The 21,614-nt window shown below is 47.3% G+C and carries 21 protein-coding genes, 1 tRNA gene and 1 pseudogene; 21 read left to right on the forward strand and 2 right to left on the reverse strand.

What is annotated here, in order from left to right:
* Positions 1–53: 53 nt before the first annotated feature.
* From proB to SBG_RS01380, 10 genes are all read left to right on the forward strand, one after another.
* Complete coding sequence (gene proB / locus SBG_RS01340; protein ID WP_001285272.1) at positions 54–1,157, forward strand: glutamate 5-kinase; 1,104 nt, start codon at positions 54–56, stop codon at positions 1,155–1,157.
* A gap of 11 nt (positions 1,158–1,168) precedes the next feature.
* On the forward strand, positions 1,169–2,419 hold the full coding sequence (proA, locus tag SBG_RS01345; RefSeq protein WP_000893244.1) for a glutamate-5-semialdehyde dehydrogenase: 1,251 nt from the start codon (positions 1,169–1,171) through the stop codon (positions 2,417–2,419).
* Between the two features lie 115 nt (positions 2,420–2,534).
* Positions 2,535–2,610 (forward strand) — tRNA-Thr (locus SBG_RS01350).
* Positions 2,611–3,190: 580 nt separating this feature from the next.
* On the forward strand, positions 3,191–4,294 hold the full coding sequence (locus tag SBG_RS01355) for a hypothetical protein (RefSeq protein WP_000371010.1): 1,104 nt from the start codon (positions 3,191–3,193) through the stop codon (positions 4,292–4,294).
* A 367-nt stretch (positions 4,295–4,661) separates the two neighbouring features.
* Positions 4,662–4,898 carry a helix-turn-helix transcriptional regulator gene (locus tag SBG_RS21250; protein ID WP_013991366.1) on the forward strand — a complete coding sequence of 79 codons (237 nt, stop codon included), beginning with the start codon at positions 4,662–4,664 and terminating at the stop codon, positions 4,896–4,898.
* A gap of 136 nt (positions 4,899–5,034) precedes the next feature.
* A complete protein-coding gene (locus SBG_RS01360; protein WP_000923662.1) occupies positions 5,035–6,528 on the forward strand; it encodes a YfjI family protein in 1,494 nt (497 codons plus the stop codon).
* Between the two features lie 246 nt (positions 6,529–6,774).
* Entirely contained in the window at positions 6,775–7,395 is a 621-nt protein-coding gene (locus SBG_RS01365; protein ID WP_000861012.1) for an inovirus Gp2 family protein, read from the forward strand.
* A 564-nt stretch (positions 7,396–7,959) separates the two neighbouring features.
* Positions 7,960–9,516, forward strand: a complete 1,557-nt coding sequence (locus tag SBG_RS01370; RefSeq protein WP_000202810.1) for a type I restriction-modification system subunit M — start codon at positions 7,960–7,962, stop codon at positions 9,514–9,516.
* Positions 9,513–10,733 carry a restriction endonuclease subunit S gene (locus tag SBG_RS01375; protein ID WP_000016245.1) on the forward strand — a complete coding sequence of 407 codons (1,221 nt, stop codon included), beginning with the start codon at positions 9,513–9,515 and terminating at the stop codon, positions 10,731–10,733. The genes SBG_RS01370 and SBG_RS01375 overlap by 4 nt, the downstream gene beginning before the upstream one ends.
* Positions 10,734–10,862: 129 nt before the next feature.
* On the forward strand, positions 10,863–13,970 hold the full coding sequence (locus SBG_RS01380) for an HsdR family type I site-specific deoxyribonuclease (protein WP_000194036.1): 3,108 nt from the start codon (positions 10,863–10,865) through the stop codon (positions 13,968–13,970).
* A 151-nt stretch (positions 13,971–14,121) separates the two neighbouring features.
* Here the strand turns inward: SBG_RS01380 and SBG_RS01385 are convergent, their stop codons facing one another.
* Complete coding sequence (locus tag SBG_RS01385) at positions 14,122–14,409, reverse strand: hypothetical protein (RefSeq protein ID WP_000788133.1); 288 nt, start codon at positions 14,407–14,409, stop codon at positions 14,122–14,124.
* Positions 14,410–14,554: 145 nt separating this feature from the next.
* A complete protein-coding gene (locus SBG_RS01390; RefSeq protein ID WP_000833601.1) occupies positions 14,555–15,673 on the reverse strand; it encodes a hypothetical protein in 1,119 nt (372 codons plus the stop codon).
* 367 nt (positions 15,674–16,040) lie between these two features.
* Here SBG_RS01390 and SBG_RS01395 point away from each other — a divergent pair, with 367 nt between their 5' ends.
* The 11 genes and pseudogenes from SBG_RS01395 to SBG_RS01445 all read left to right on the forward strand — a co-directional run bounded on the left by SBG_RS01395 (position 16,041) and on the right by SBG_RS01445 (position 21,551).
* Entirely contained in the window at positions 16,041–16,346 is a 306-nt protein-coding gene (locus tag SBG_RS01395) for a hypothetical protein (protein ID WP_000227087.1), read from the forward strand.
* Between the two features lie 352 nt (positions 16,347–16,698).
* Positions 16,699–17,413: pseudogene (locus SBG_RS01400) on the forward strand (helix-turn-helix transcriptional regulator).
* A 72-nt stretch (positions 17,414–17,485) separates the two neighbouring features.
* Positions 17,486–17,632 carry a hypothetical protein gene (locus tag SBG_RS22890; RefSeq protein WP_023892166.1) on the forward strand — a complete coding sequence of 49 codons (147 nt, stop codon included), beginning with the start codon at positions 17,486–17,488 and terminating at the stop codon, positions 17,630–17,632.
* Positions 17,633–17,648: 16 nt separating this feature from the next.
* Positions 17,649–17,852 carry a hypothetical protein gene (locus SBG_RS01410; RefSeq protein WP_000508162.1) on the forward strand — a complete coding sequence of 68 codons (204 nt, stop codon included), beginning with the start codon at positions 17,649–17,651 and terminating at the stop codon, positions 17,850–17,852.
* 64 nt (positions 17,853–17,916) lie between these two features.
* Positions 17,917–18,831 (forward strand): hypothetical protein, encoded by a 915-nt coding sequence (locus SBG_RS21255; RefSeq protein ID WP_000797249.1) that lies wholly within the window; start codon positions 17,917–17,919, stop codon positions 18,829–18,831.
* A gap of 74 nt (positions 18,832–18,905) precedes the next feature.
* Entirely contained in the window at positions 18,906–19,151 is a 246-nt protein-coding gene (locus SBG_RS01420) for a DUF905 domain-containing protein (protein ID WP_000082136.1), read from the forward strand.
* Positions 19,152–19,252: 101 nt separating this feature from the next.
* Positions 19,253–20,071, forward strand: coding sequence for a DUF932 domain-containing protein (locus tag SBG_RS01425; RefSeq protein WP_001234407.1), 819 nt, complete (start codon positions 19,253–19,255; stop codon positions 20,069–20,071).
* Between the two features lie 12 nt (positions 20,072–20,083).
* Positions 20,084–20,584: a RadC family protein gene (gene radC, locus SBG_RS01430; protein ID WP_001090292.1), complete on the forward strand. Its 501-nt coding sequence runs from the start codon at positions 20,084–20,086 to the stop codon at positions 20,582–20,584.
* Complete coding sequence (locus tag SBG_RS01435; RefSeq protein WP_000691988.1) at positions 20,581–20,802, forward strand: DUF987 family protein; 222 nt, start codon at positions 20,581–20,583, stop codon at positions 20,800–20,802. Before radC ends, SBG_RS01435 begins: the two co-directional genes overlap by 4 nt.
* Positions 20,803–20,824: 22 nt before the next feature.
* Entirely contained in the window at positions 20,825–21,166 is a 342-nt protein-coding gene (locus tag SBG_RS01440; RefSeq protein WP_000380487.1) for a type IV toxin-antitoxin system YeeU family antitoxin, read from the forward strand.
* 43 nt (positions 21,167–21,209) lie between these two features.
* On the forward strand, positions 21,210–21,551 hold the full coding sequence (locus tag SBG_RS01445) for a TA system toxin CbtA family protein (protein ID WP_001194750.1): 342 nt from the start codon (positions 21,210–21,212) through the stop codon (positions 21,549–21,551).
* Positions 21,552–21,614 lie beyond the last annotated feature (63 nt).

Below are 21,614 nucleotides of genomic sequence, written 5' to 3' on the forward strand. Positions count from 1 at the left end.
CCTGCTAAAACGTTCATTTGGTATTTATTTCCTCTTTTTAACGGCAGAGAATCATGAGTGACAGCCAGACGCTGGTGGTAAAACTTGGTACCAGCGTGCTAACAGGCGGATCGCGCCGCCTGAACCGTGCCCATATCGTAGAACTTGTCCGCCAGTGCGCGCAGCTACACGCCGCGGGACATCGCATTGTTATTGTTACTTCTGGCGCGATTGCCGCCGGACGTGAACACTTGGGCTACCCGGAACTTCCGGCCACGATCGCCTCTAAACAGCTTCTTGCGGCGGTAGGACAAAGCCGTCTGATTCAACTGTGGGAGCAGTTGTTTTCGATTTACGGTATCCACATTGGGCAGATGCTGCTGACACGTGCGGATATGGAAGACAGAGAACGTTTTCTGAACGCCCGCGATACGCTGCGTGCGTTACTGGATAACCATATTGTGCCGGTTATCAATGAAAATGATGCCGTTGCGACAGCGGAAATTAAAGTGGGCGATAACGATAACCTATCCGCGCTGGCGGCGATCCTGGCAGGAGCAGATAAACTGCTGCTGCTGACCGATCAGCAAGGATTATTTACCGCCGATCCGCGTAGCAATCCGCTGGCGGAGCTTATCAAAGACGTATACGGCGTTGACGATGCGCTGCGCTCTATCGCTGGAGATAGCGTCTCCGGGCTGGGAACCGGCGGCATGGGCACTAAGCTTCAGGCGGCTGACGTCGCCTGCCGCGCGGGTATTGATACGATTATTGCCTCAGGCAGTAAGCCGGGCGTTATCGGTGATGTGATGGAGGGGATCTCCGTTGGCACCCGTTTTCATGCGCAAGCTTCGCCGCTGGAGAACCGCAAACGCTGGATCTTCGGTGCGCCGCCGGCAGGTGAAATTACGGTTGATGAAGGTGCGACTGCAGCAATGCTGGAACGCGGCAGCTCACTTTTGCCAAAAGGGATCAAAAGCGTGACAGGCAACTTCTCGCGTGGTGAAGTGATTCGCATCTGTAATCAGGAAGGGCGAGATATCGCTCACGGCGTCAGCCGCTATAACAGCGACGCTCTGCGGCGGATTGCCGGGCACCATTCTCAACAAATCGATGCGATTCTGGGCTATGAATATGGTCCGGTCGCTGTCCATCGCGATGACATGATTACCCGATAAGGAACAGGCATATGCTGGAACAAATGGGCATTGCTGCTAAAGCGGCGTCTTATAAGCTGGCGCTGCTCTCCAGCCGTGAAAAAAATAGCGTGCTGGAAAAAATCGCTGACGAACTGGAAGCGCAGGCCGAAACCATTCTTAGCGCCAACGCGCACGATGTTGCTCAGGCCCGTGAAAACGGTCTGAGTGAGGCGATGTTAGATCGTCTGGCGCTAACCCCTGCGCGCCTGAAAGCGATCGCCGACGATGTGCGGCAAGTGTGCCAACTGACCGATCCGGTGGGGCAGGTAATTGATGGCGGTCTGCTGGATAGCGGGCTGCGTCTGGAGCGCCGACGCGTTCCGCTGGGCGTGATTGGCGTTATCTATGAGGCGCGTCCTAATGTGACCGTCGATGTGGCCTCTTTGTGCCTGAAAACCGGTAATGCGGTGATTCTGCGCGGTGGGAAAGAGACGCACCGTACCAATGCCGCGACCGTTCGCGTAATTCAGAATGCATTAAAAGCCTGCGGTCTGCCGGAAGCGGCGATCCAGGCGATTGATAATCCGGATCGTTCGCTGGTCAATGAATTGCTGCGTATGGATAAGTACATCGATATGCTGATCCCGCGCGGTGGCGCAGGCCTGCACAAACTGTGTCGTGAGCAGTCGACAATCCCGGTGATCACCGGCGGGATAGGCGTATGCCATATTTTTGTTGATAGTAGCGCAGACATCTCCCCGGCACTGAAGATTATTGTCAACGCGAAAACTCAGCGTCCAGGCACCTGTAACACGGTGGAAACCTTGCTGGTACATCAGGATATCGCAGAACGCTTTTTGCCTGCGCTGAGCCTGCAGATGGCGGAGAGTGGCGTGACGTTGCATGGTGATGAGATTGTCATGCAGGTCATGAAAGGCCCGGCTAAATGCGTGCCGCTGAAGCCAGAAGAACTCGACAACGAATTCCTGTCTTTGGATCTGAACGTGGTCATTGTCATGAATATTGATGACGCCATTAGCCACATCCGCGAACACGGCACTCAGCACTCTGATGCAATTTTGACGCGTGATATGCATAATGCCGCGCGCTTCGTGAACGAAGTGGATTCTGCTGCGGTGTATGTCAATGCTTCTACCCGCTTTACTGATGGTGGGCAGTTTGGTCTGGGCGCAGAGGTGGCAGTCAGTACGCAGAAGTTACATGCCCGTGGCCCTATGGGGCTTGAAGCGCTCACCACCTATAAGTGGATTGGCGTTGGTGATGATACGGTTCGTGCGTAATTAATAGCAGGCGGTGCAAAAATAGCCGGTTGAGTAGCAAGGCTATTGACGCGCCGCCCGGTTAGCTTTAACCTTCTTCCCCGTGATTCACTGACGTGAACATACCCTCCTCAGGGCCGATATAGCTCAGTTGGTAGAGCAGCGCATTCGTAATGCGAAGGTCGTAGGTTCGACTCCTATTATCGGCACCATCTAAATCAATCACTTATGTACAACCTCATTTCTCAAAAACACCATTTTTTGCTCTCGGGTACACTCTCGGGTACACAACTAACAAAACATAAGCAGTATCCCACCTAACCCAAAGATGATTTCTTGTTTACCATGCGTCATGAGTTGGCCTACCATTTGATAGGCTGAATACGTATTGGAAAGATTCTACATTCCATCATGTTAATGATTCCGTCTCAGAGCTATGTACTCACGTATCTTTTGTGAGCTTACGTACATAACGAATCTTGTATGGAGAATAACCATTAACCTACCGGTCCAGCAGTGATGTAGCAGCCGCACTGCTGAGCGTTGTATTACCGTATCCATACCCATCTATATTGTGGCTATTTAGTGAAACTCTCTGAGTCTGTCTCAGCTTAGCACGAATGTTTCCTGTATCTGTCTACTGCGGGATTCAACCGCGTTAGGGCATTACCTTTGGCGATGTTCTTTGATATCTATCATTGAGATCTGTTCCGTAGTTGGTGAAAATGTTGAAGTGAAGATTCTTCATAGGTTAATTAATTGATTGATTTTAACAATCTAATAGGTGAAGTAATGGACAACTGGACTAAACCATTTCCTCTCGTAAAACTATATGAGGAATTTAATATAGATCCTCGTTTGTTGATTAAAGCCTGGGTTGACGGTGATATTTGTCTTTATATTAAACTGGATGGAGAGCCTTGCCGTATTTCTCGTTCTGTGACATCAATAAATTCTGCTGAAGGAAAAAGAAGCTTTGAAGAAACTATAGATAATGGTGAGGATTCTTATCAGAATAACCGTTTACCTGAATTTAGAATAAGGCAATTTTACACAAATAAAGTTAAGAGTCATTATCCTAAAATTTTAATGAAACATCTTGCTGCCAAGAATGTAAATATGTCAAATATTTTAATTGAACTGGAAAATACTTATCGCAAAGTAGGTAATCGTATTAATTATAATGGTGTTGCTCACGGCTATTGGTTGATAAAACCTATTGATGGTTGTTTCCACGAGAAAGAGTACACATTACCTGATATGATCCATATTTTATCATTAGGGGCATCAAGAACAAAGTCGATAACTATTTATGACTATACCATGTCAGATTATTTGATGACGTCACAGGATACATTAATTGATAACCCTGAGTTGTTTGTGAAGCATGAAGATATAGAGAAAATCATGGAGGTTGAAAATGTAAAAGGACGAATTAAACCTTCTCTCAATAAAATTGATTTATCATGCTCAGATAAACATGAGGGGGAAATCAAACCTGAAAAATGTTACCCTATTCTAAAACATAGAATAGCATTGTGTATAATTATCCGTGAGTGGTGGGCAAGAGAAGATAAGGATGACAAAAAAATAGCCCATAATGCAGCATTACATCTTAGAAATTTTCATAAGTATAGTACTGAAGATGGAACAGTTATGGGGTGGATAACTAGACCAGAAGAAACAATACATAAGCCTAGAATCTGTCCTATACAGATAGAAGCATTATCTATCTTTCTTAAGATGGTTTGTAAAGATAAAAATGTTAAAAATAGTACATCCGCGATAGCGAAAATGCTGACAGAATTAGCACACAAGGATGAATATAAATTCGATATTTCCTTTAGTAAAGAGGAGGTGAAGGCGTGGTTGTTAAATAAAAAACAATCTAACTGACTCTGTGAGCCTATCACGTAATTCTGTATAACTACCATCGTGTTAAAGGTGATCGCTCTGAGGGCCGCCAAACTCGATAAGGAAACGACTCATCGCCAGCCGCCAGCCCTGGATTGGCATGTTCCATTCTCTTGATGCCGTCTCATTTATTACTGATTTCTTATCCGTCAGTAACTTCTTTACAGGCTGTTTTGAAACCATTTTAGAATAATGGTTTTATCATCTATTTTTAGTATATTAATCAATTAGTTAATGGATGATTTTTTGGCTAAAAATAGGTCTTACTAAGCTGCTTAGTAAGACCCAACCCTCTTTTCTATTTTTTTCCCTTGATACATGATGCCTCCACCAAAACAAAGGAGGCCGTATGAGCACAACATTTAATCCCCCAACGCCAGAGCGACGCTTGCAGGTCCTTAAGGACAACGGTGAACTCAATGATCGTCTGGTTCGTGAGCGAGAGCGTCAACGTATTACATCCATCTCCCGATCTACAGCCTGGAAGCTAGAGCAGGTGGGGCAGTTCCCACGGCGTAAATCTATCGGTCTGAAGTCCTGTGGTTGGCTGTTAAGCGAATTGCTCTGTTGGATCAATGAGCGTTAAGAGAATGGAAAAAAATTTATCATTTTTTCTTCGTTTTCTTTAACTACCGGGGTCTACATCTTGCTATTTCCGCTATTCATCGCGGAATTGCTTAATAAGTAAAAATTTTTATTCTTAATAACAGAAGGAATTACCTATGTTACTTGAAAAAACATTTCCCGTGGATGTATTGCCATCCATTATTAGAAATGCAATTTACGAGATTGAGCGTAATACTCAAGCGCCATTATCTTTGATCGCGGCATCAGCGCTTGGAGCAATTTCCCTTGCTTGTCAAAACAGTGTCGATGTATGTCGTCTGAATGCATTGCGTAGCCCTGTATCACTTTGCTTAGTAACTCTGGCAGAGTCAGGTGAGCGTAAAAGTACGGTAGATAATCTATTAATGAAACCTTTATACCAACTGGAAGAACAGCTGACAGAGAAATACTCACAGGAACTTGCTGACTGGAGGAACGACGTAGCGATATTTAATGTTGAAAGGAATGGTATTGAGTCAAAACTCAAATCAGACGTTCGTGAGGGTAAAGACTCTACAGCAACAAATGCACGATTGAAGACTTTGTTGAAAACTTATCCGAAGAAGCCTGTTAAATATAAATTCATTCTTAATGATGCGACACCAGCAGCGATAAAAGACTATCTCTGTGGTGACTGGCGCTCTATTGGTATTATGTCAGATGAAGCAGGAACTATATTTAATGGTTACGCATTGAATGAATTGCCTTTCATTAACAAAATGTGGGATGGTGCAACTTTCTCTGTCGTGAGAAAAAATACCCCTGAGCAACTCATCAAAGAGGCTCGGTTAACACTATCCATGATGATACAGCCCGATATATTTAATAAATATCTTGAGCGTAAAGGGGATACGGCAAAAGGTATTGGTTTTTTTGCTCGTTGCCTGATTTGTAAGCCTTCTTCAAAACAGGGATTCCGGCAGATTACTAACCCCGTTGAATCAACGGAGCATTTACCTGTATTCCATCAACGGCTACTGGATATTGTAAATGATGGCATAACCCGAAATGGTAAAGCTGAGCGGCTCTGCTTACGTTTTTCTCCTGAAGCAGAAAAACGATGGATAGATTTTTATAACCAAGTCGAGGAGTCTATGGGAATACCTGGTTATCTTTGGGATTTTAAAGACTATGCATCCAAGATGGCGGAAAATACAGCAAGAGTTGCGGCACTTTTACATTATTTTAGCAATGATGCAGATAGTATTTCAATCAATACCATTAATGCTGCAATAGAGATAATTACATGGTATATGGATCAGCATATCCAACTGTTTTCTAAATCTCAGCCGCTGGTTGTTCTCGAAGTTGATGAGCTTTATAACTGGATAGTGGAGCATTGCAATAAACTTGTACTGGTCTATGTTCGAAAAAACTACATACTACAATATGGTCCTGCTCGGTTTCGGGTGCGGTGTAAATTAAATGAACTATTATCTATCCTTAACTTACAAGGGAGAGTTAAAATTTTGCAACAAGGTAAAACGGTATATGTACAACCAATAGGCTTACTAGCATTACAACCAATGCCGCAACCAACATTGCAATCAGAATTGCAACCCGGATCGCAAACACTCGAACAAATAATGGCAGAATTAAAATTATCCTGATTACGCTATTAATTATTTTTGTAAGCTAATTAGCGAGTAACTTATATACAGTCATCACAGACTGGGGCTACATTTATATTCAATTTCATTGTTGGATAGTTAATATACATCTAATAATGGTAGTGTAATATAACTACCAGCATACCCATGTAGATACATTACCTATACACCAGTGTAAGGTGTTATAGGGTATCTATATACCCAGTACCTGTGATGGCTATATCCCATACCAAAGGAAATATATCAATGAAAACCTATCAAACCATATATGGTGATCACGTTGTGGAATACAAAGAGAGTATCATCAATACTGTCCATAAGGCAGTATTGGATCACCCCAGAACACTGGCTATACGGGTGGATCTCCATGACCCAGCTATTCTGGATAATGGTGATACCATCACCTGTTTTGCTAATACTGAAGATGCAATATCCCGCTTTACTAGGTCTATGAAAGCAAAGGTGGTTGCTGATACTCAGCGTAAGCAACGGGATGGTAAACGGGTATACCGTAATACCCTGCGTTATGCCTGGGTACGGGAGTATTCCCAGACTAATAAGCGTCACTACCACATTTTCTTATTCCTGAATAAAGATGCCTACTACCACTTAGGAGATTACGAACTCGATAATAACACGTTAAGAACGATGATTATTACGGCATGGTGCAGTGCGTTAGGCCTGCACCCCGAAGACCACGCCCACCTGGTCCAGTTCCCTGCGAATGGGATATATTTCATTGATAGGGAGAAGGTTATGAATGGTCATTATCCTGGTGACTTTGTTGAACGGGTTGATTACCTTACCAAAGTAAGAACGAAAGTTTTTGAGGATGGGTATCGCTCGTTTGGGTGCAGCAATAATTAATTCAGCCTGCTATAGCCCTAATAACTCAACACTGCTGAACTATCCTGGTTAGGTAGTGTTGGGTTATTTTTGTTTTCTGCAAAGATCGTCATTTAAATCAATGAATGACGCTCTATTTCACCGTTAATGTACATACCAGCGATAATACCTTGTTAGGCCTCCTGAGAAGCCCGTAGGCGTATTTTTATTATGGATTAGGATTCTATTGACCGTGACTCAAAACCTCTCAGAGCGGCTTGTAGCACCATGTGATGGTTGTATGTGAACCGTACAATTTATTATAAAACATAATGTTGAAATACACCTCTTCTGGAAAACCTTCTGTTTCTGTACTGAAGTAAAAAGCATAAATTATCAGTAGTGATGCCAGTGTTGTCGGATGTGCAATCGCCTTCCACTCTCCAGGCTTGATCCACCCAATTCTGAGGTATAATGCCCCCCAATACGACGTATCAGCGTGGGTACAGTCATGCATCTAAAGCTAAGGAATACCAGGTAAGCATTGCCGTACCAGAGCAACAGGATGCGTAACGAGTATCAAACCTATTTCAATGGGATCAAATAATGACAAGCCTCCAGCAACGTGCAGAACTACACCGTCAAATCTGGGCCATCGCCAACGATGTCAGAGGTTCAGTAGATGGATGGGATTTTAAACAGTATGTTCTCGGTGCACTTTTTTACCGCTTTATCAGTGAAAACTTCTCCAGCTACATCGAAGCCGGTGATGACAACGTCCACTATGCTGCGCTCGACGACAGCATCATTACCGATGATATTAAAGACGATGCCATCAAAACCAAGGGTTACTTCATCTATCCCAGCCAGCTTTTCTGCAATGTTGCTGCTAAAGCCAATACAAATGACAGACTTAATGCTGATTTAAACAGCATCTTTGTCGCCATTGAAAGTTCTGCTTATGGTTATCCATCTGAAGCTGACATCAAAGGTCTGTTTGCAGATTTTGACACGACCAGTAACCGTCTGGGTAACACCGTCAAAGATAAAAATACCCGCCTGGCGGCTGTGCTAAAAGGCGTTGAAGGGTTAAAGCTGGGTGACTTTGGCAACCACCAAATCGACCTGTTTGGTGATGCGTATGAGTTCCTGATTTCTAACTATGCGGCAAATGCAGGTAAGTCAGGCGGGGAGTTTTTTACACCACAGCACGTCTCTAAGCTGATTGCTCAACTGGCAATGCATGGTCAGACCCACGTTAACAAAATCTACGACCCGGCAGCAGGCTCCGGTTCACTGCTGTTGCAGGCCAAAAAACAGTTCGATGATCACATTATTGAAGACGGTTTTTTCGGTCAGGAAATCAACCACACCACTTTCAACCTTGCCCGTATGAACATGTTCTTGCACAACATCAACTACGACAAGTTCAATATCATGCTGGGCAATACCCTGACAGATCCACATTTTGGCGATGAAAAGCCGTTTGATGCGATTGTGTCTAACCCGCCTTATTCGGTGAAATGGGTGGGTAGCGATGATCCGACGCTGATAAATGACGAACGCTTTGCCCCGGCTGGTGTACTCGCGCCAAAATCCAAAGCCGACTTTGCATTTGTGCTGCACGCACTGAACTACCTGTCCGCCAAAGGCCGTGCGGCGATAGTCTGCTTCCCAGGGATTTTTTACCGGGGTGGCGCGGAGCAAAAAATCCGTCAGTATCTGGTCGATAACAACTACGTTGAGACAGTGATTTCACTCGCACCGAATCTGTTCTTTGGCACGACCATTGCGGTAAATATTCTGGTACTGTCGAAGCACAAAACCGATACCAGTGTGCAGTTTATTGATGCCAGCGGTTTGTTCAAAAAAGAAACGAATAACAACATACTGACCGATGCCCATATTGAGCAGATCATGCAGATGTTTAGCAGCAAGGCTGATGTTGACCATCTGGCGACATCAGTGGCTTTTGAGAGGGTGGCTGGGAATGATTACAACCTGTCTGTCAGCAGTTATGTAGAGGCCAAAGACACCCGTGAAATTGTCGATATTACAGAACTGAATGCTGAGCTAAAAACAACCGTCGCCAGAATTGACCAGCTCCGTCAGGATATTGACGCTATTGTTACCGAGATTGAAGGTAGCGAGGTTGAGGCATGAGCGGAATGAGCTATCTGGAGAAGCTGCTGGATGGGGCTGAGGTTGAGTGGAAATTTCTTGGCGATGCTTCATTTTTCGAAATAGCAAACAACGGAAGAAAACCAGTAAAATCCTCTTTGCGCGTTGCTGGTAAAACTCCCTATTATGGTGCAAACAACATTCAGGACTATGTTGATGGATATACCCATGATGGTGAGTATGTATTAATTGCAGAAGATGGCTCGGCCAGCTTAGAATGCTATTCAATACAATATACAACGGGTAAATTTTGGGCAAACAACCACGTCCATGTAGTGCGCGGTAAATCGGGTGTTAGCTCCAGATTTCTGTACCACTATTTGCACATTGTTAATTTCATTCCATTTCTTACTGGTGGAGTAAGGGCCAAATTAACTAAAGGCCAATTAGTAGAAATACCAGTGCCAATCCCCTACCCGAACAACCCGGAAAAGTCCCTTGCCATCCAGTCTGAAATCGTGCGGATTCTGGATACATTTACAGCCCTAACCGCTGAGCTAACCGCTGAGCTAAGCACACGTAAAAAACAGTACAACTACTATCGCGACCAGTTGCTGAGTTTCAATGAAGGTCAGGTTGAATGGAAGACGCTAGGAGATGTAACCAAAAAATGGTACTCAGGTGGAACACCTACAGCAGGCAAAGCTGAGTATTACGATAACGGTGATATTCCTTGGCTAAGAACGCAAGAGGTTAAGTTTTCCGATATCGACAGTACTGAAATAAAAATAACTCAAGCTGCGTTAAAAAATTCTGCAGCAAAATGGATTCCAGAAAATTGCGTAATTATTGCCATTTCAGGAGCAACGGCGGGACGATCTGCCATAAATAAAATCCCTTTAACAACTAACCAGCACTGTGGTTGTTTAGAAATTGACGATACAAAGGCGTTATATCGATATGTCTTCCATTGGGTAAGCTTCAATTATGAAAATATTAAGTCTCTAGGACAAGGGGCCAGAGGCGATCTCAACTCAACCATTATAAAAAATTTCAGACTTCCTATACCTTATGCAACGGATCCTGATAAATCACTTGAAGAACAAGCTCGTATTGTTGAAATTCTGGACAAATTCGACACACTAACTAACTCCATCACCGAAGGCCTCCCTCGCGAAATCGAGCTGCGCCAAAAGCAGTACGAATACTACCGTGATTTGCTGTTCAGCTTCCCAAAAACAGAAGCCGTTACAGACTAAAACTGATGGATGGTCGGAGGCAGTAAAATCTGCCTCCAGGTAGCATAAAGCCCGGTCTCTTATTACTCTCGGGCACCTGTATTTTTTCCTGGAGTCCGCTTACCCCGGGGTTTGTAGTAAGGGAGCAGAATGACACAGCAGACAAAAACGATTGCCGAATCAAACAACTTTATCGTACTGGATCGCTACACCAGAGAGTGGGCAGGCAGTGACAGTTACCAGAGTGAATCAGACCTCGAACGAGAACTTGTGCAGGATCTCCGCAATCAGGGCTACGAGTATCTCCCCAATTTGACCTCTCCGGCCACACTGCTGGAAAACGTCCGTACCCAGTTACAGCAACTGAATAACGTGACGTTCACCGACCTGGAATGGCGGCGCTTTACCGAACAGTATCTGGATAACCCCGGCGATACCGCCCTGGATAAAACCCGCAAAATCCACATCGACTATATCTGTGACTTCACGTTTGATGACGGGCGTCTGGAAAATATTTATCTCGTTGATAAAAAAAATATCGCCCGTAACAAGGTGCAGGTTATTCGCCAGTTTGAGCAGACTGGCTCCCATGCTAACCGCTACGATGTCACGGTGCTGGTCAATGGTCTACCGCTAGTCCAGATTGAGCTGAAAAAGCGCGGGGTTGCCATTCGTGAAGCGTTTAACCAAATCCACCGTTACAGCAAGGAAAGTTTTAACGCTGAGAACTCATTGTTCCGCTATCTCCAGTTGTTCGTGATTTCTAACGGTACGGATACCCGGTACTTTGCTAATACCACCAAACGCGACAAAAACAGCTTTGATTTCACCATGAACTGGGCGAAATCCGATAATACGCTTATCAAAGACCTGAAGGACTTCACCGCCACTTTTTTCCAGAAGCAAACCCTGCTCAATGTGCTGTTCAACTACAGCGTATTTGACAGCAGCCAGACACTGCTGGTTATGCGCCCTTACCAGATTGCAGCTACCGAGCGCATCCTGTGGAAAATCAATAGTTCTTACAAATCCAAAAACTGGAGCGATACGGAAAGCGGTGGTTATATCTGGCATACCACAGGCTCTGGTAAAACCCTGACCAGCTTTAAAGCGGCTCGTCTGGCGACTGAGCTGGATTTCATCGACAAGGTGTTTTTTGTCGTTGATCGAAAAGATCTCGACTACCAGACGATGAAAGAGTATCAGCGCTTCTCACCAGACAGCGTTAACGGCTCCGACAGTACCTCTGGGCTGAAACGAAACCTGGACAAAGACGATAATAAAATCATCGTCACCACTATCCAGAAGCTGAATAACCTGATGAAAAGCGAAGGGAATTTACCTGTTTACAAGAAGCAGGTTGTCTTCATTTTTGACGAGTGTCACCGCAGCCAGTTTGGTGAAGCGCAGAAAAACCTGCAACAAAAGTTCCGCCAGTTTTACCAGTTCGGTTTTACGGGCACGCCGATTTTCCCGCAGAATGCCTCTGGTGCGGAAACTACCGCCAGTGTGTTTGGCCGTGAGCTGCATTCGTATGTCATCACTGATGCCATTCGTGATGAGAAAGTGCTGAAATTCAAGGTTGATTACAACGATGTGCGTCCGCAGTTCAAGAGTATTGAAACCGAGACCGATGAGACAAAACTCAGCGCTGCAGAGAACAAGCAGGCTTTCCTGCATCCACAGCGTATCCGGGAGATTACGCAATACATACTGAGCAATTTTCGCCAGAAAACCCATCGGGCTTTTCCGGGTGCCAAAGGGTTTAATGCGATGCTGGCTGTCAGCAGCGTTGATGCCGCGAAAGCCTACTACGAAACCTTTAACACCCTACAACAAGAAGCGAGTACACATAAGCCGCTGCGTGTGGCGACTATCTTCTCGTTTGCTGCGAATGAAGAACAAAATTCCATCGGTGAAATTTCCGATGAAAGTTTTGAAATTACCGCTATGAACAGCAGTGCAAAAGAGTTTCTGGATGCGGCGATTAACGACTATAACGCGATGTTTAAGACCAACTTCAGTACGGACAGCAACGGCTTCCAGAACTACTATCGCGACTTAGCGCAGCGGGTCAAAAATCAGGATATCGACCTGCTGATTGTGGTGGGGATGTTTTTAACGGGTTTTGATGCCCCAACGCTTAACACACTGTTTGTTGATAAAAATCTGCGTTATCACGGGTTAATGCAGGCGTTTTCGCGTACCAACCGGATTTACGACGCCACCAAGACGTTCGGTAACATTGTCACGTTCCGTAACCTGGAGCAGGCGACGATCGATGCAATCACCTTGTTCGGTGATAAAAACACCAAAAATGTCGTGCTGGAGAAAAGCTATGAAGAATATATGTCAGGTTTTACCGATGCTGTAACGGGGGAAACCAAACGCGGCTTTATGGATATTGTGACGGCATTAGAACAGAATTTCCCACAACCGGATAAGATTCAATCAGAAAAAGAGAAAAAGGCGTTTGTTAAATTGTTCGGGGAATATTTACGTGCTGAGAATATTCTGCAGAACTATGATGAATTTGCCATGCTGAAAGCGCTGCAAAGCGTTGACCTTAGCGACCAGGTAGCAGTGGATGCGTTTAAGGCGAAACATTATCTCGATGATGAAAAGCTGGCTGAACTGCAAACCATTCGCCTTCCCCCCGAACGGAAAATTCAGGACTATCGCTCAACGTATAACGATATTCGTGACTGGCAGCGTCGGGAGAAAGCGGCGGAAGAAAAAGATAAATCCACTGTGGACTGGGATGACATCATCTTCGAAGTGGATCTGCTGAAGTCTCAGGAGATTAACCTGGACTATATCCTCGGATTGATTTTCGAACATAACAAGCAGAACAAAAGCAAAGCCACCCTGATAGAGGAAGTGCGGCGTCTTATTCGTTCAAGTCTGGGGAATCGTGCCAAAGAAAGCCTGATTGTTGATTTTATTGAACAAACCAACCTGGACGAACAATCGGACAAGGCCGGTATTATTGACGCATTCTTCACCTTTGCTCAACGGGAACAGCAGCGGGAAGTGGAAGCACTTATTCGCAGCGAAAACCTGAACGAGGAAGCCGCGAAACGCTACATCAGCGTCTCCCTGAAACGTGAATATGCCAGCGAGAACGGTACTGAACTTAACGAAACGCTACCAAGGCTGAGTCCTCTGAATCCACAGTATAAAACCAAGAAGCAAACCGTTTTTCAGAAAATAGGTGCTTTTATTGAGAAGTTCAAAGGCGTTGGTGGGCAGATCTGACCAGCCAGATCATGAAAGAGTGCAGGGAAATCTGCACTCTCGCTATAAGAATCTTTAGTGTGATTTTGCCTGGCTTTAAAACGCTGCCATCAGGTTATGCTGAACTGTATAGAATAACTTAGATTTATTTGTATTCATCAATTTTTATTTTTCATTCGGTGAAGTTTTCTGAAAAATTAGCGTCGAGTCGCATCAATACCTTTTGAGAATAAGAGATATCATAGCGATATATTGCATCTGACTCATTTGGATGCAGAGAGGATGCGTAAATCTTACGATTATCCTTCATTCGATAAGTGCTTGTACTATCGAATTTCCGCCAGGAGCCATATATAAAAATAATATCACCTTTTTTTAGCTCCCTCGGGTGTACCTCAATTACGACCGATGCTCCGATTTTGGCAGCAGCAGTTAAATCAGTGATTGTGAAGTTTTTCACATTTCCCTCTTGAGTAGATACCGTTTGGATCGTTTGACACTATATTTCCTGTGAAGATTTATTTTAATCTGCATTTTTAATAGTTATGATTTATGTGTAACCTCCTATTTTAAATGGAGTTTTTATAGTTTTCACCTATGGTTTGTTAATCGGTATATTTATGGCTCAGGTTTACCAGACTGTGTAGCGGAAGGCCAAATGCTTTTTCTGTTTGATATAATCCTGATTCATATGCATCCCACATCCTGGCGATTTGTTGTGCAGAGAGTCTAAATTGGTTGACTGCCAACGGAGTAGTATTTAGTTCAGCAAATGCCACTATTTTTAAACGAATTGTGTGGGCATGCTGGAATAGCTCTCTTTTTTCCTTAACCAAGTTCTTCAGCTTAAGCATATCAGGAATGTTTATCCGGCTCATTATTTGCACGTTACTCCACATATTCTGCATTAATTCGTTTTCTTGCGTCGTAAGTTCGTTGATTTTTTGTTCTATGGTAGAATATTCCTCTACTAACTCTGGTATAGGTGATGATTGTTGGAGGGGCTGCTTTTCTGCACATTCTAATTCCCTTAGTAACTCTGTATACAAGGCAATATATGCCTCTCTTTCGCATGTAAACCCAACCATACACAGATACATACCTGCTATTACCTGATAGTTGTCAATTTCCCAAGTTCCAGGTTTAAACTGCGCCGTAACTGCACCGCTAACACCCATTATTTTTTCACACGCATTACGTAGCTCGACTGTGGTTGCTGTTTCAATATTCAACTCATAATCAAGCGGAGTCACGTCCCCATTCCAATGAAATGCATTTGGCAAAGAAGGGGTCGTTGTAACCTCTTCGAGGGCTGATTGTTGTTGATAGGAACAATCTTTTAGATTTCCCAATTTTCTTGGTGAAAGGCTCAATGCTTCCTCTGCCTCTGACATATCTCGTTCGAAATTGTCCCAGTCAGCAAGGATTACCTGGGGCAGTGTCCGGGCCTTTTTAGCTGCAACCATGTCAGGCAACCACTCTGCATAACTGGCAACACGAGCGGCAGCTAACCAGGATGCACGATGGCACCGACGCATGTTCTCTGCAAAATGTGACATAGTTTCAACTGCGGTTTGTATGCGTGCTGGAGGGGCATCTTCATTACTAGCCTTTACAAGCTGGGCATAGGCAGTTCTTGCATGTTCGTGTGCTACCTCAGATGCGGCTATGGCACGTGTCAGAATCTGATTTAACTTTGCCAGTATTTTAGGTGCACTTTTCATTGAATACCTTTCTTATTGGGGGATTGTACAGCGATTAGCGCCTTAATGATTTTATGGGCATAGTAGTCGATTTTTTCACTTGGGTGCATTTCTTGCTAAATTGCGCCACATCTCGTAACCGTCTTATAAATCAGACAGAATATGCCGAGCCCTCAGCTATACGCTAGCCAGGCTAGAACCGTCTTGACAACTAGTGCGACGATGTACCATTAGAGAAGATGATGAGACCTTAATCTAAGTGCGGGTATAAGCCATCCGGTAGCATTTAAAATATTTTCAGACAGATATTATCTTCATGACAACACTCAACAACCCGACGCGAATCACCTTCCGGCGGGTTTTCTTTTAACTGTCGAAGGAGATAAAAATGGTTTGTCCTCATTGTGGTTCTACGAATACGCAGAAGCGAAATATTGGCCGAAAAGTCGGTGGCGGGATTGGTGCCATCGCAGGCGGCGTTGCCGGAGCGTCAGGCGGTGCGGAAGGAGCCGCGATCGGCGCAGCGGCAGGTTCCATTATTCCCGGCATTGGAACCATCGCCGGAGGCGTGATCGGCTTCCTGGTCGGGATGGGAAGTGGCGTTGCGCTGGGGGCAACGGCTGGCGGGAGCCTGGATGGTGAGGTGCTTGATGAGTATCTTTGCCATGACTGTCTGCTGACATTCGATGAGTAAAAATTTGCCGGTCCTGGACTAGGCATCATTCCGCGTTGTACGGCTTAACCTCGCTTTTCCTGCTGTCGCCCTGTCGCTTCCCGCGACAGGGCCGGGCTTTATTTTCATGCTTTCACTCTGGTTCGTCGCGGAGCGCCGGATTCCTGCCCATCACGTCTGGGCGTCATGGGGACACACCCTGTCCGTTTTGCCTTCCTGAAAGTGATGTAAAAACCATCAATTTTGCCCACCAGCGCCCGTGGTGACAGGTGTCGGGCTACCGGGAAAAATATTTTTCGCCGTGTCCATACCCTGTCCGCGCCCCTCTTTATCATAACCATATGTTTTTCATGGCATTAAAACGGAGTCTTTTATGCCTCAGACTGAACGCCGTCATGAACGGCTTGCCGACAGGCTGACGCAAATTATCCGCCGCCTGTTTGCAGGAGAAAATCTCAATATGCGCCATCTTGCAGAAGAGTTTGGTGTTTCTGTTCGTACCCTGCGCCGGGATCTCCCGCGAGCGCCTGACCGGGCTGGATCTGGAATATAACGACGGTCATTGCCGCCTGATGACTGCCGACAGTGCAGGCCAACGCGAAAGAAGCGGACTGACACTTGCCCGGCAAAGCGATATGGAAGCGCTGTTTCCGGGGCTGGATCTTCGTCTGGCAGGTGCGCTGCTGGATGAAACTGAACATAGCCCCTGCTGCATCTGGCCCCCGGTGGCACTGACTGCGGGTTCATTTACCGGGATTTTCAGCCATCTCGTTACCGCGATTAACCGGCGCAACCGTATCTCCCTGCTGGCGAAAGGGCAGCGCTGCGAGTGCCTCGCGCCTTACCGTCTTATCTGTCTGGAACGTAACTGGTATCTGACGGGCGAGTTATGGAATGACATTGCCGTGTTCCCACTGGCCGAGATCCAGAATGTGGCGGTGCTGGCGGACACCTATACACGTAATGAAACCATCAGCCGTCTTACCCGTCATCCCAACTTTATTAATGCCTTACCGCATTACCGGTTTATCCGGGATCTGCTCGCCACCTTTAAATCCGGCCCGTTCCCGAACGGTGCCGACGAATAAATGCTGATGATTCAGCACAACACCACCGGATGGAGTTCATTGCCGGTTTATCTGAACGAAAAGGAGTACATCATGAAAATCCAGAAAATCACGCTTCGCCTCTGTCATGCCGGGCGTCGCTGCCCGGACTGCGGTTCATCGGACGATATCATTCCGTGGGGCGACGGCTGGATGTGCCGCGACTGCGGCTGTGAGTGGGGAAAAAATAACGGTTACTGATTCAGGGAGCGATGTCATGGGATTCTGGGATACAGCGGGTCGGCTCGCGCTCAGCGCGGCAAAAGAGGGGCTGAACACCGTCAGGGATATGAAAGAAACGCACGATCAACTGGAAGGGAAAAGCAGCTCGCAACTGGAGCAGATCGCCGATAGCCGAAAGGTGGGAGAGATGGAAAGGCGGCTTGCCCGCAAGATCCTGCGCGATCGCGGTGAAAGATAATTGTCTGCGTTGTCCGGGGCCTTTTACGGCCCCGTTTTTATTGAAGGAAATAAACAAAGTGAAGATGAAAAACAGAATCACACAAGGGTTATTGGTCGCATCGCTGATGACTGCAAGCGCCGGGGCATGGGCTGCGGGTGCGGCAAAAACCGCCGTAGATGCACTGAACTGCACGGACGACAGTTGCCCATATCCGAGCGATCTCTATAAATCCGATCCGGTCTACACCCACGATATCGAGAGCAATTTAAGCGCGGCGGGAATGGCAAACCTGATTGGTCCCTCGGGCAAGCTGGCCGGGCCGGAAGATCCGTTGTCACCCGTACAGATTGGGGGCAAGACCTGGCTGAAGAGTATGGTGTGCGAGGCGGGTAATTGTGGTTATCACTATTTCAACTTTCTGTATCAGCCTGATAGTCATCAGTTACTGGGGTACTATTTCGATGGTAAAGGGGGCTGGGTAGGTAAACCTGATAACGAAGAGGCCAGTATCCTGACGGACGGTGAGATAAAAACCGGCCCCGGTGAAGCCGGTACTGCACCGGTTGCCGCTGCACCCGCTTCCGTGCCTGCATCACCGGATGCGCCGCCAGCCAATACCATCTGGACGTTCAGCAATAACGGCACGACGCTCTGGCAGGCCTGTGGCGGCCAGAACAGCGCCTGTGCGATTGTGGGAAATTCAAAATGGTACGTTGCGGTGCTGAACCGTCGTTCGGCGACCGGCTGCGCTTTTGGTGACTTTTATGTCGCTGACCGGAGTTCAGCGTCGTGGCACCGGTACGACACCGGCACCTGTAGCGCCGGTGCCTACATCCAGGAGGGCAGTATCAGCCACGGCCAGTATTCATCGGTCGATATTCTTATCAACGGCTCGCTGGTGAAGCAGTTCCCTATTGGTTACTGGTCAGCACAGAAATCGTTCTCCGGTGGCAACCGGCCTTCCTGGTCGAAAACGAAACAAAAAAATCAGCACTAACCCCTTCAGCCATCATCATCCCCGGCCCCTGTTGCGTCAGCAGCAGGGGCCTTTTTGCTTTTAAGGAGCCGGATATGTCTCAACCTTTACGCTTGCCCGACGGGCCATTTACCCGCGCTGAGGCCAGCGCGGTTTCCGCCTGCTATCAGAATGTCGCTATCGAAGATGACCAGCAGACCCACTTTCGTCTGGTCGTTCGTGATACTGACGGAAGCCTTATCTGGCGGGACTGGAATTTTGCCGCCGGAGCCGGTCAGGGGCTGAACCGCTTTATTGCCGACTACGGCATCCCGGTCCCTGAAGCCCCGGACAACGCCTGACCACAGTCGGTATTACCTACCCATAACCACACCATCAGACCATATTCCCGCCAGGAGCATGGTCTTTTTTACACCGTTACCCCACGACTAAGGAACAAACCATGCGATTAGCCAGCCGCTTCGGGCGGATAAACCAGATACGCCGTGACCGTCCATTAACCCATGAGGAACTGATGCAGGTGGTTCCCAGCGTGTTCAGTGAAGACCGCCACGAATCCCGCAGTGACCGATACGCTTACATCCCCACCATCACGCTACTGGAGAATCTGCAACGCGAAGGGTTTCAGCCCTTCTTTGCCTGCCAGTCCAGAGTCCGGGACCCCGGCAAACGTGAACACACCAAACATCTGCTGCGCCTGCGTCGTGCCGGGCAAATCACCGGGGCGCAGGTGCCGGAGATTATTTTGCTCAACAGCCACGATGGTTCCAGTTCGTACCAGATGCTACCGGGGTACTTCAGAAGCGTCTGTACCAATTCGCTCGTCTGCGGTCAGTCATTCGGTGAAATCCGCGTGCCGCACCGGGGGGACGTGGTGGAGAAGGTTATCGAAGGGGCTTACGAGGTCCTCGGCGTGTTCGACCGCGTGGAGGAAAAGCGCGAGGCCATGCAGTCGCTGCAACTCCCGGCCCTGGCGCAGCAGGCTTTTGCGAAAGCCGCGCTGACTTACCGCTTTGGTGAAGCCCACCAGCCGGTGACTGAAGCGCAAATTCTGGCACCCCGCCGCTGGCAGGACGAGTCCGGCGACCTGTGGACGGTCTATAACCGCATCCAGGAGTCACTGATAAAAGGCGGTCTGTCCGGCCATTCCGCACAGGGCAAACGCAGTCGTACCCGCGCCGTTCAGGGCATTGATGGCGACCTGAAGCTCAACCGGGCGTTATGGGTAATGGCCGAAGAACTCCAGCAGGTACTGAGTTGAAGAGGAGGACAAATGAATACTGCAATATCACTGATACCGGCATCCGCGCCCGATGCGCCACCTGCCTTAACGCCGTATGCACAGCGCACTATCAGAAGGGCCGTGAATCTGCTGGATAAACACCTGCGCCAGCCCGGCGTGATTTTTACTTCCGCAGCATCCGTTCGCGACTGGCTGCGTCTGCAACTTTCGCCGCTGGAGCGGGAGGTATTTATGGTGCTGTTTCTGAATAATCAACACCAGTTACTGGCGCATGAGACGCTGTTCACCGGTGGTGTCCGCCATACGGAAGTCCATCCACGAGAAGTCCTGTGCGCCGCCATGCGCCATAACGCTGCGGCAGTGGTGCTGGCTCATAATCACCCGTCCGGGGATGCCGAACCCAGTCAGGCCGATCGGCTAATTACCACACGGCTGGTAAACACGCTGGCGCTGGTCGATATCCGTGTTCTCGACCATTTCGTTGTCGGCCACCGGGATATCCTGTCCTTTGCCGAACGGGGCTGGCTGTGAAAATCATCAGCAAGCGCCAGGCGATGACGCTTTACCGGCAGACACCCGGCTCACGACTGGCCTCTTACTGCACCGGTCATTACCGCTGGACCGGCAGTGTTTGCCATTACGCAGGTCGTTACGTACCCGATATCAGCGGCGTGCTGGCTGTATTTGCCGAACGCCGTCAGGAGCGGCATGGCCCGTATGTACTCCTGCGCTGCGTGACCCTGAATTAATCATATTTAAGGAAAATCCAAAATGGACACAAATGAAACACAATCCACGCCAGTATGGGGACTACGGAACGATGTCTTCCCGTCATTTGGCGCCCGGTTAGTTCAGGAAGGTAATCACCTGCACTATCTGGCTGACCGGGCGGGTATTTACGGTGAATTTACCCCGGCGCAACTAAAGACTCTGAATATCGTATTTCCAATGTTTATTAAACGCATGGAGGTCGCTTTACGCACTGGCGCACTCAATCCGCGCGAAGCCAGACGCTTTACGACTGCACTCCGGGGCATAATCTGCGAAGCCGACACTCGCGGATCGTTCGGTTACGTTTATCTTTCGCTTTACCCAACCGTCGTTAAAAACTGACCGGCATCCCCCCTCAATATCTTTTTACTAACGGAATTTCATTATGCAAACCCAATACAACCACCCACACCGGGCGACCCCGTCACAGCCGTCGCCTGTCGAAATCTGGCAAAAACTGCTGACCCATTTACTGGCTAAACATTATGGGCTCGAACTCAGTGACACGCCGTTTAGCGTAGAGAAGGTGATTCAGGAACACATTGACGCCGGTATCACGCTGGCTAATGCCGTGAACTTTATTGTAGAGAAATACGAGCTGGTTCGTATCGATCGCAAGGGATTTAGCTGGCAGGAACAATCACCCTATCTTCGGGCTGTAGACATTCTGCGGGCGCGACAGGCTACGGGTCTGTTGCGACGTCAACGCTATCTCGCGGCACACTGAATCTTGCGAGCAGCCTTCCCGTATTACATTCCCGATCTTTCTTCCCTGTTAACTCCCTGCATA

The sequence above is a fragment of the Salmonella bongori NCTC 12419 genome, assembly GCF_000252995.1.
In the GTDB taxonomy this organism is placed as follows: Bacteria; Pseudomonadota; Gammaproteobacteria; order Enterobacterales; family Enterobacteriaceae; genus Salmonella; species Salmonella bongori.

Excerpts from the sequence above, each read along its gene's own strand:
- proB (WP_001285272.1), top strand. The coding sequence starts at position 54 with ATGAGTGACAGCCAGACGCTGGTGGTAAAACTTGGTACCAGCGTGCTA.
- proA (WP_000893244.1), top strand. The coding sequence starts at position 1,169 with ATGCTGGAACAAATGGGCATTGCTGCTAAAGCGGCGTCTTATAAGCTG.
- SBG_RS01355 (WP_000371010.1), top strand. The coding sequence starts at position 3,191 with ATGGACAACTGGACTAAACCATTTCCTCTCGTAAAACTATATGAGGAA.
- SBG_RS21250 (WP_013991366.1), top strand. The coding sequence starts at position 4,662 with ATGAGCACAACATTTAATCCCCCAACGCCAGAGCGACGCTTGCAGGTC.
- SBG_RS01360 (WP_000923662.1), top strand. The coding sequence starts at position 5,035 with ATGTTACTTGAAAAAACATTTCCCGTGGATGTATTGCCATCCATTATT.
- SBG_RS01365 (WP_000861012.1), top strand. The coding sequence starts at position 6,775 with ATGAAAACCTATCAAACCATATATGGTGATCACGTTGTGGAATACAAA.
- SBG_RS01370 (WP_000202810.1), top strand. The coding sequence starts at position 7,960 with ATGACAAGCCTCCAGCAACGTGCAGAACTACACCGTCAAATCTGGGCC.
- SBG_RS01375 (WP_000016245.1), top strand. The coding sequence starts at position 9,513 with ATGAGCGGAATGAGCTATCTGGAGAAGCTGCTGGATGGGGCTGAGGTT.
- SBG_RS01380 (WP_000194036.1), top strand. The coding sequence starts at position 10,863 with ATGACACAGCAGACAAAAACGATTGCCGAATCAAACAACTTTATCGTA.
- SBG_RS01390 (WP_000833601.1), bottom strand. The coding sequence starts at position 15,673 with ATGAAAAGTGCACCTAAAATACTGGCAAAGTTAAATCAGATTCTGACA.
- SBG_RS01395 (WP_000227087.1), top strand. The coding sequence starts at position 16,041 with ATGGTTTGTCCTCATTGTGGTTCTACGAATACGCAGAAGCGAAATATT.
- SBG_RS22890 (WP_023892166.1), top strand. The coding sequence starts at position 17,486 with ATGAAAATCCAGAAAATCACGCTTCGCCTCTGTCATGCCGGGCGTCGC.
- SBG_RS01410 (WP_000508162.1), top strand. The coding sequence starts at position 17,649 with ATGGGATTCTGGGATACAGCGGGTCGGCTCGCGCTCAGCGCGGCAAAA.
- SBG_RS21255 (WP_000797249.1), top strand. The coding sequence starts at position 17,917 with ATGAAAAACAGAATCACACAAGGGTTATTGGTCGCATCGCTGATGACT.
- SBG_RS01420 (WP_000082136.1), top strand. The coding sequence starts at position 18,906 with ATGTCTCAACCTTTACGCTTGCCCGACGGGCCATTTACCCGCGCTGAG.
- SBG_RS01425 (WP_001234407.1), top strand. The coding sequence starts at position 19,253 with ATGCGATTAGCCAGCCGCTTCGGGCGGATAAACCAGATACGCCGTGAC.
- radC (WP_001090292.1), top strand. The coding sequence starts at position 20,084 with ATGAATACTGCAATATCACTGATACCGGCATCCGCGCCCGATGCGCCA.
- SBG_RS01440 (WP_000380487.1), top strand. The coding sequence starts at position 20,825 with ATGGACACAAATGAAACACAATCCACGCCAGTATGGGGACTACGGAAC.
- SBG_RS01445 (WP_001194750.1), top strand. The coding sequence starts at position 21,210 with ATGCAAACCCAATACAACCACCCACACCGGGCGACCCCGTCACAGCCG.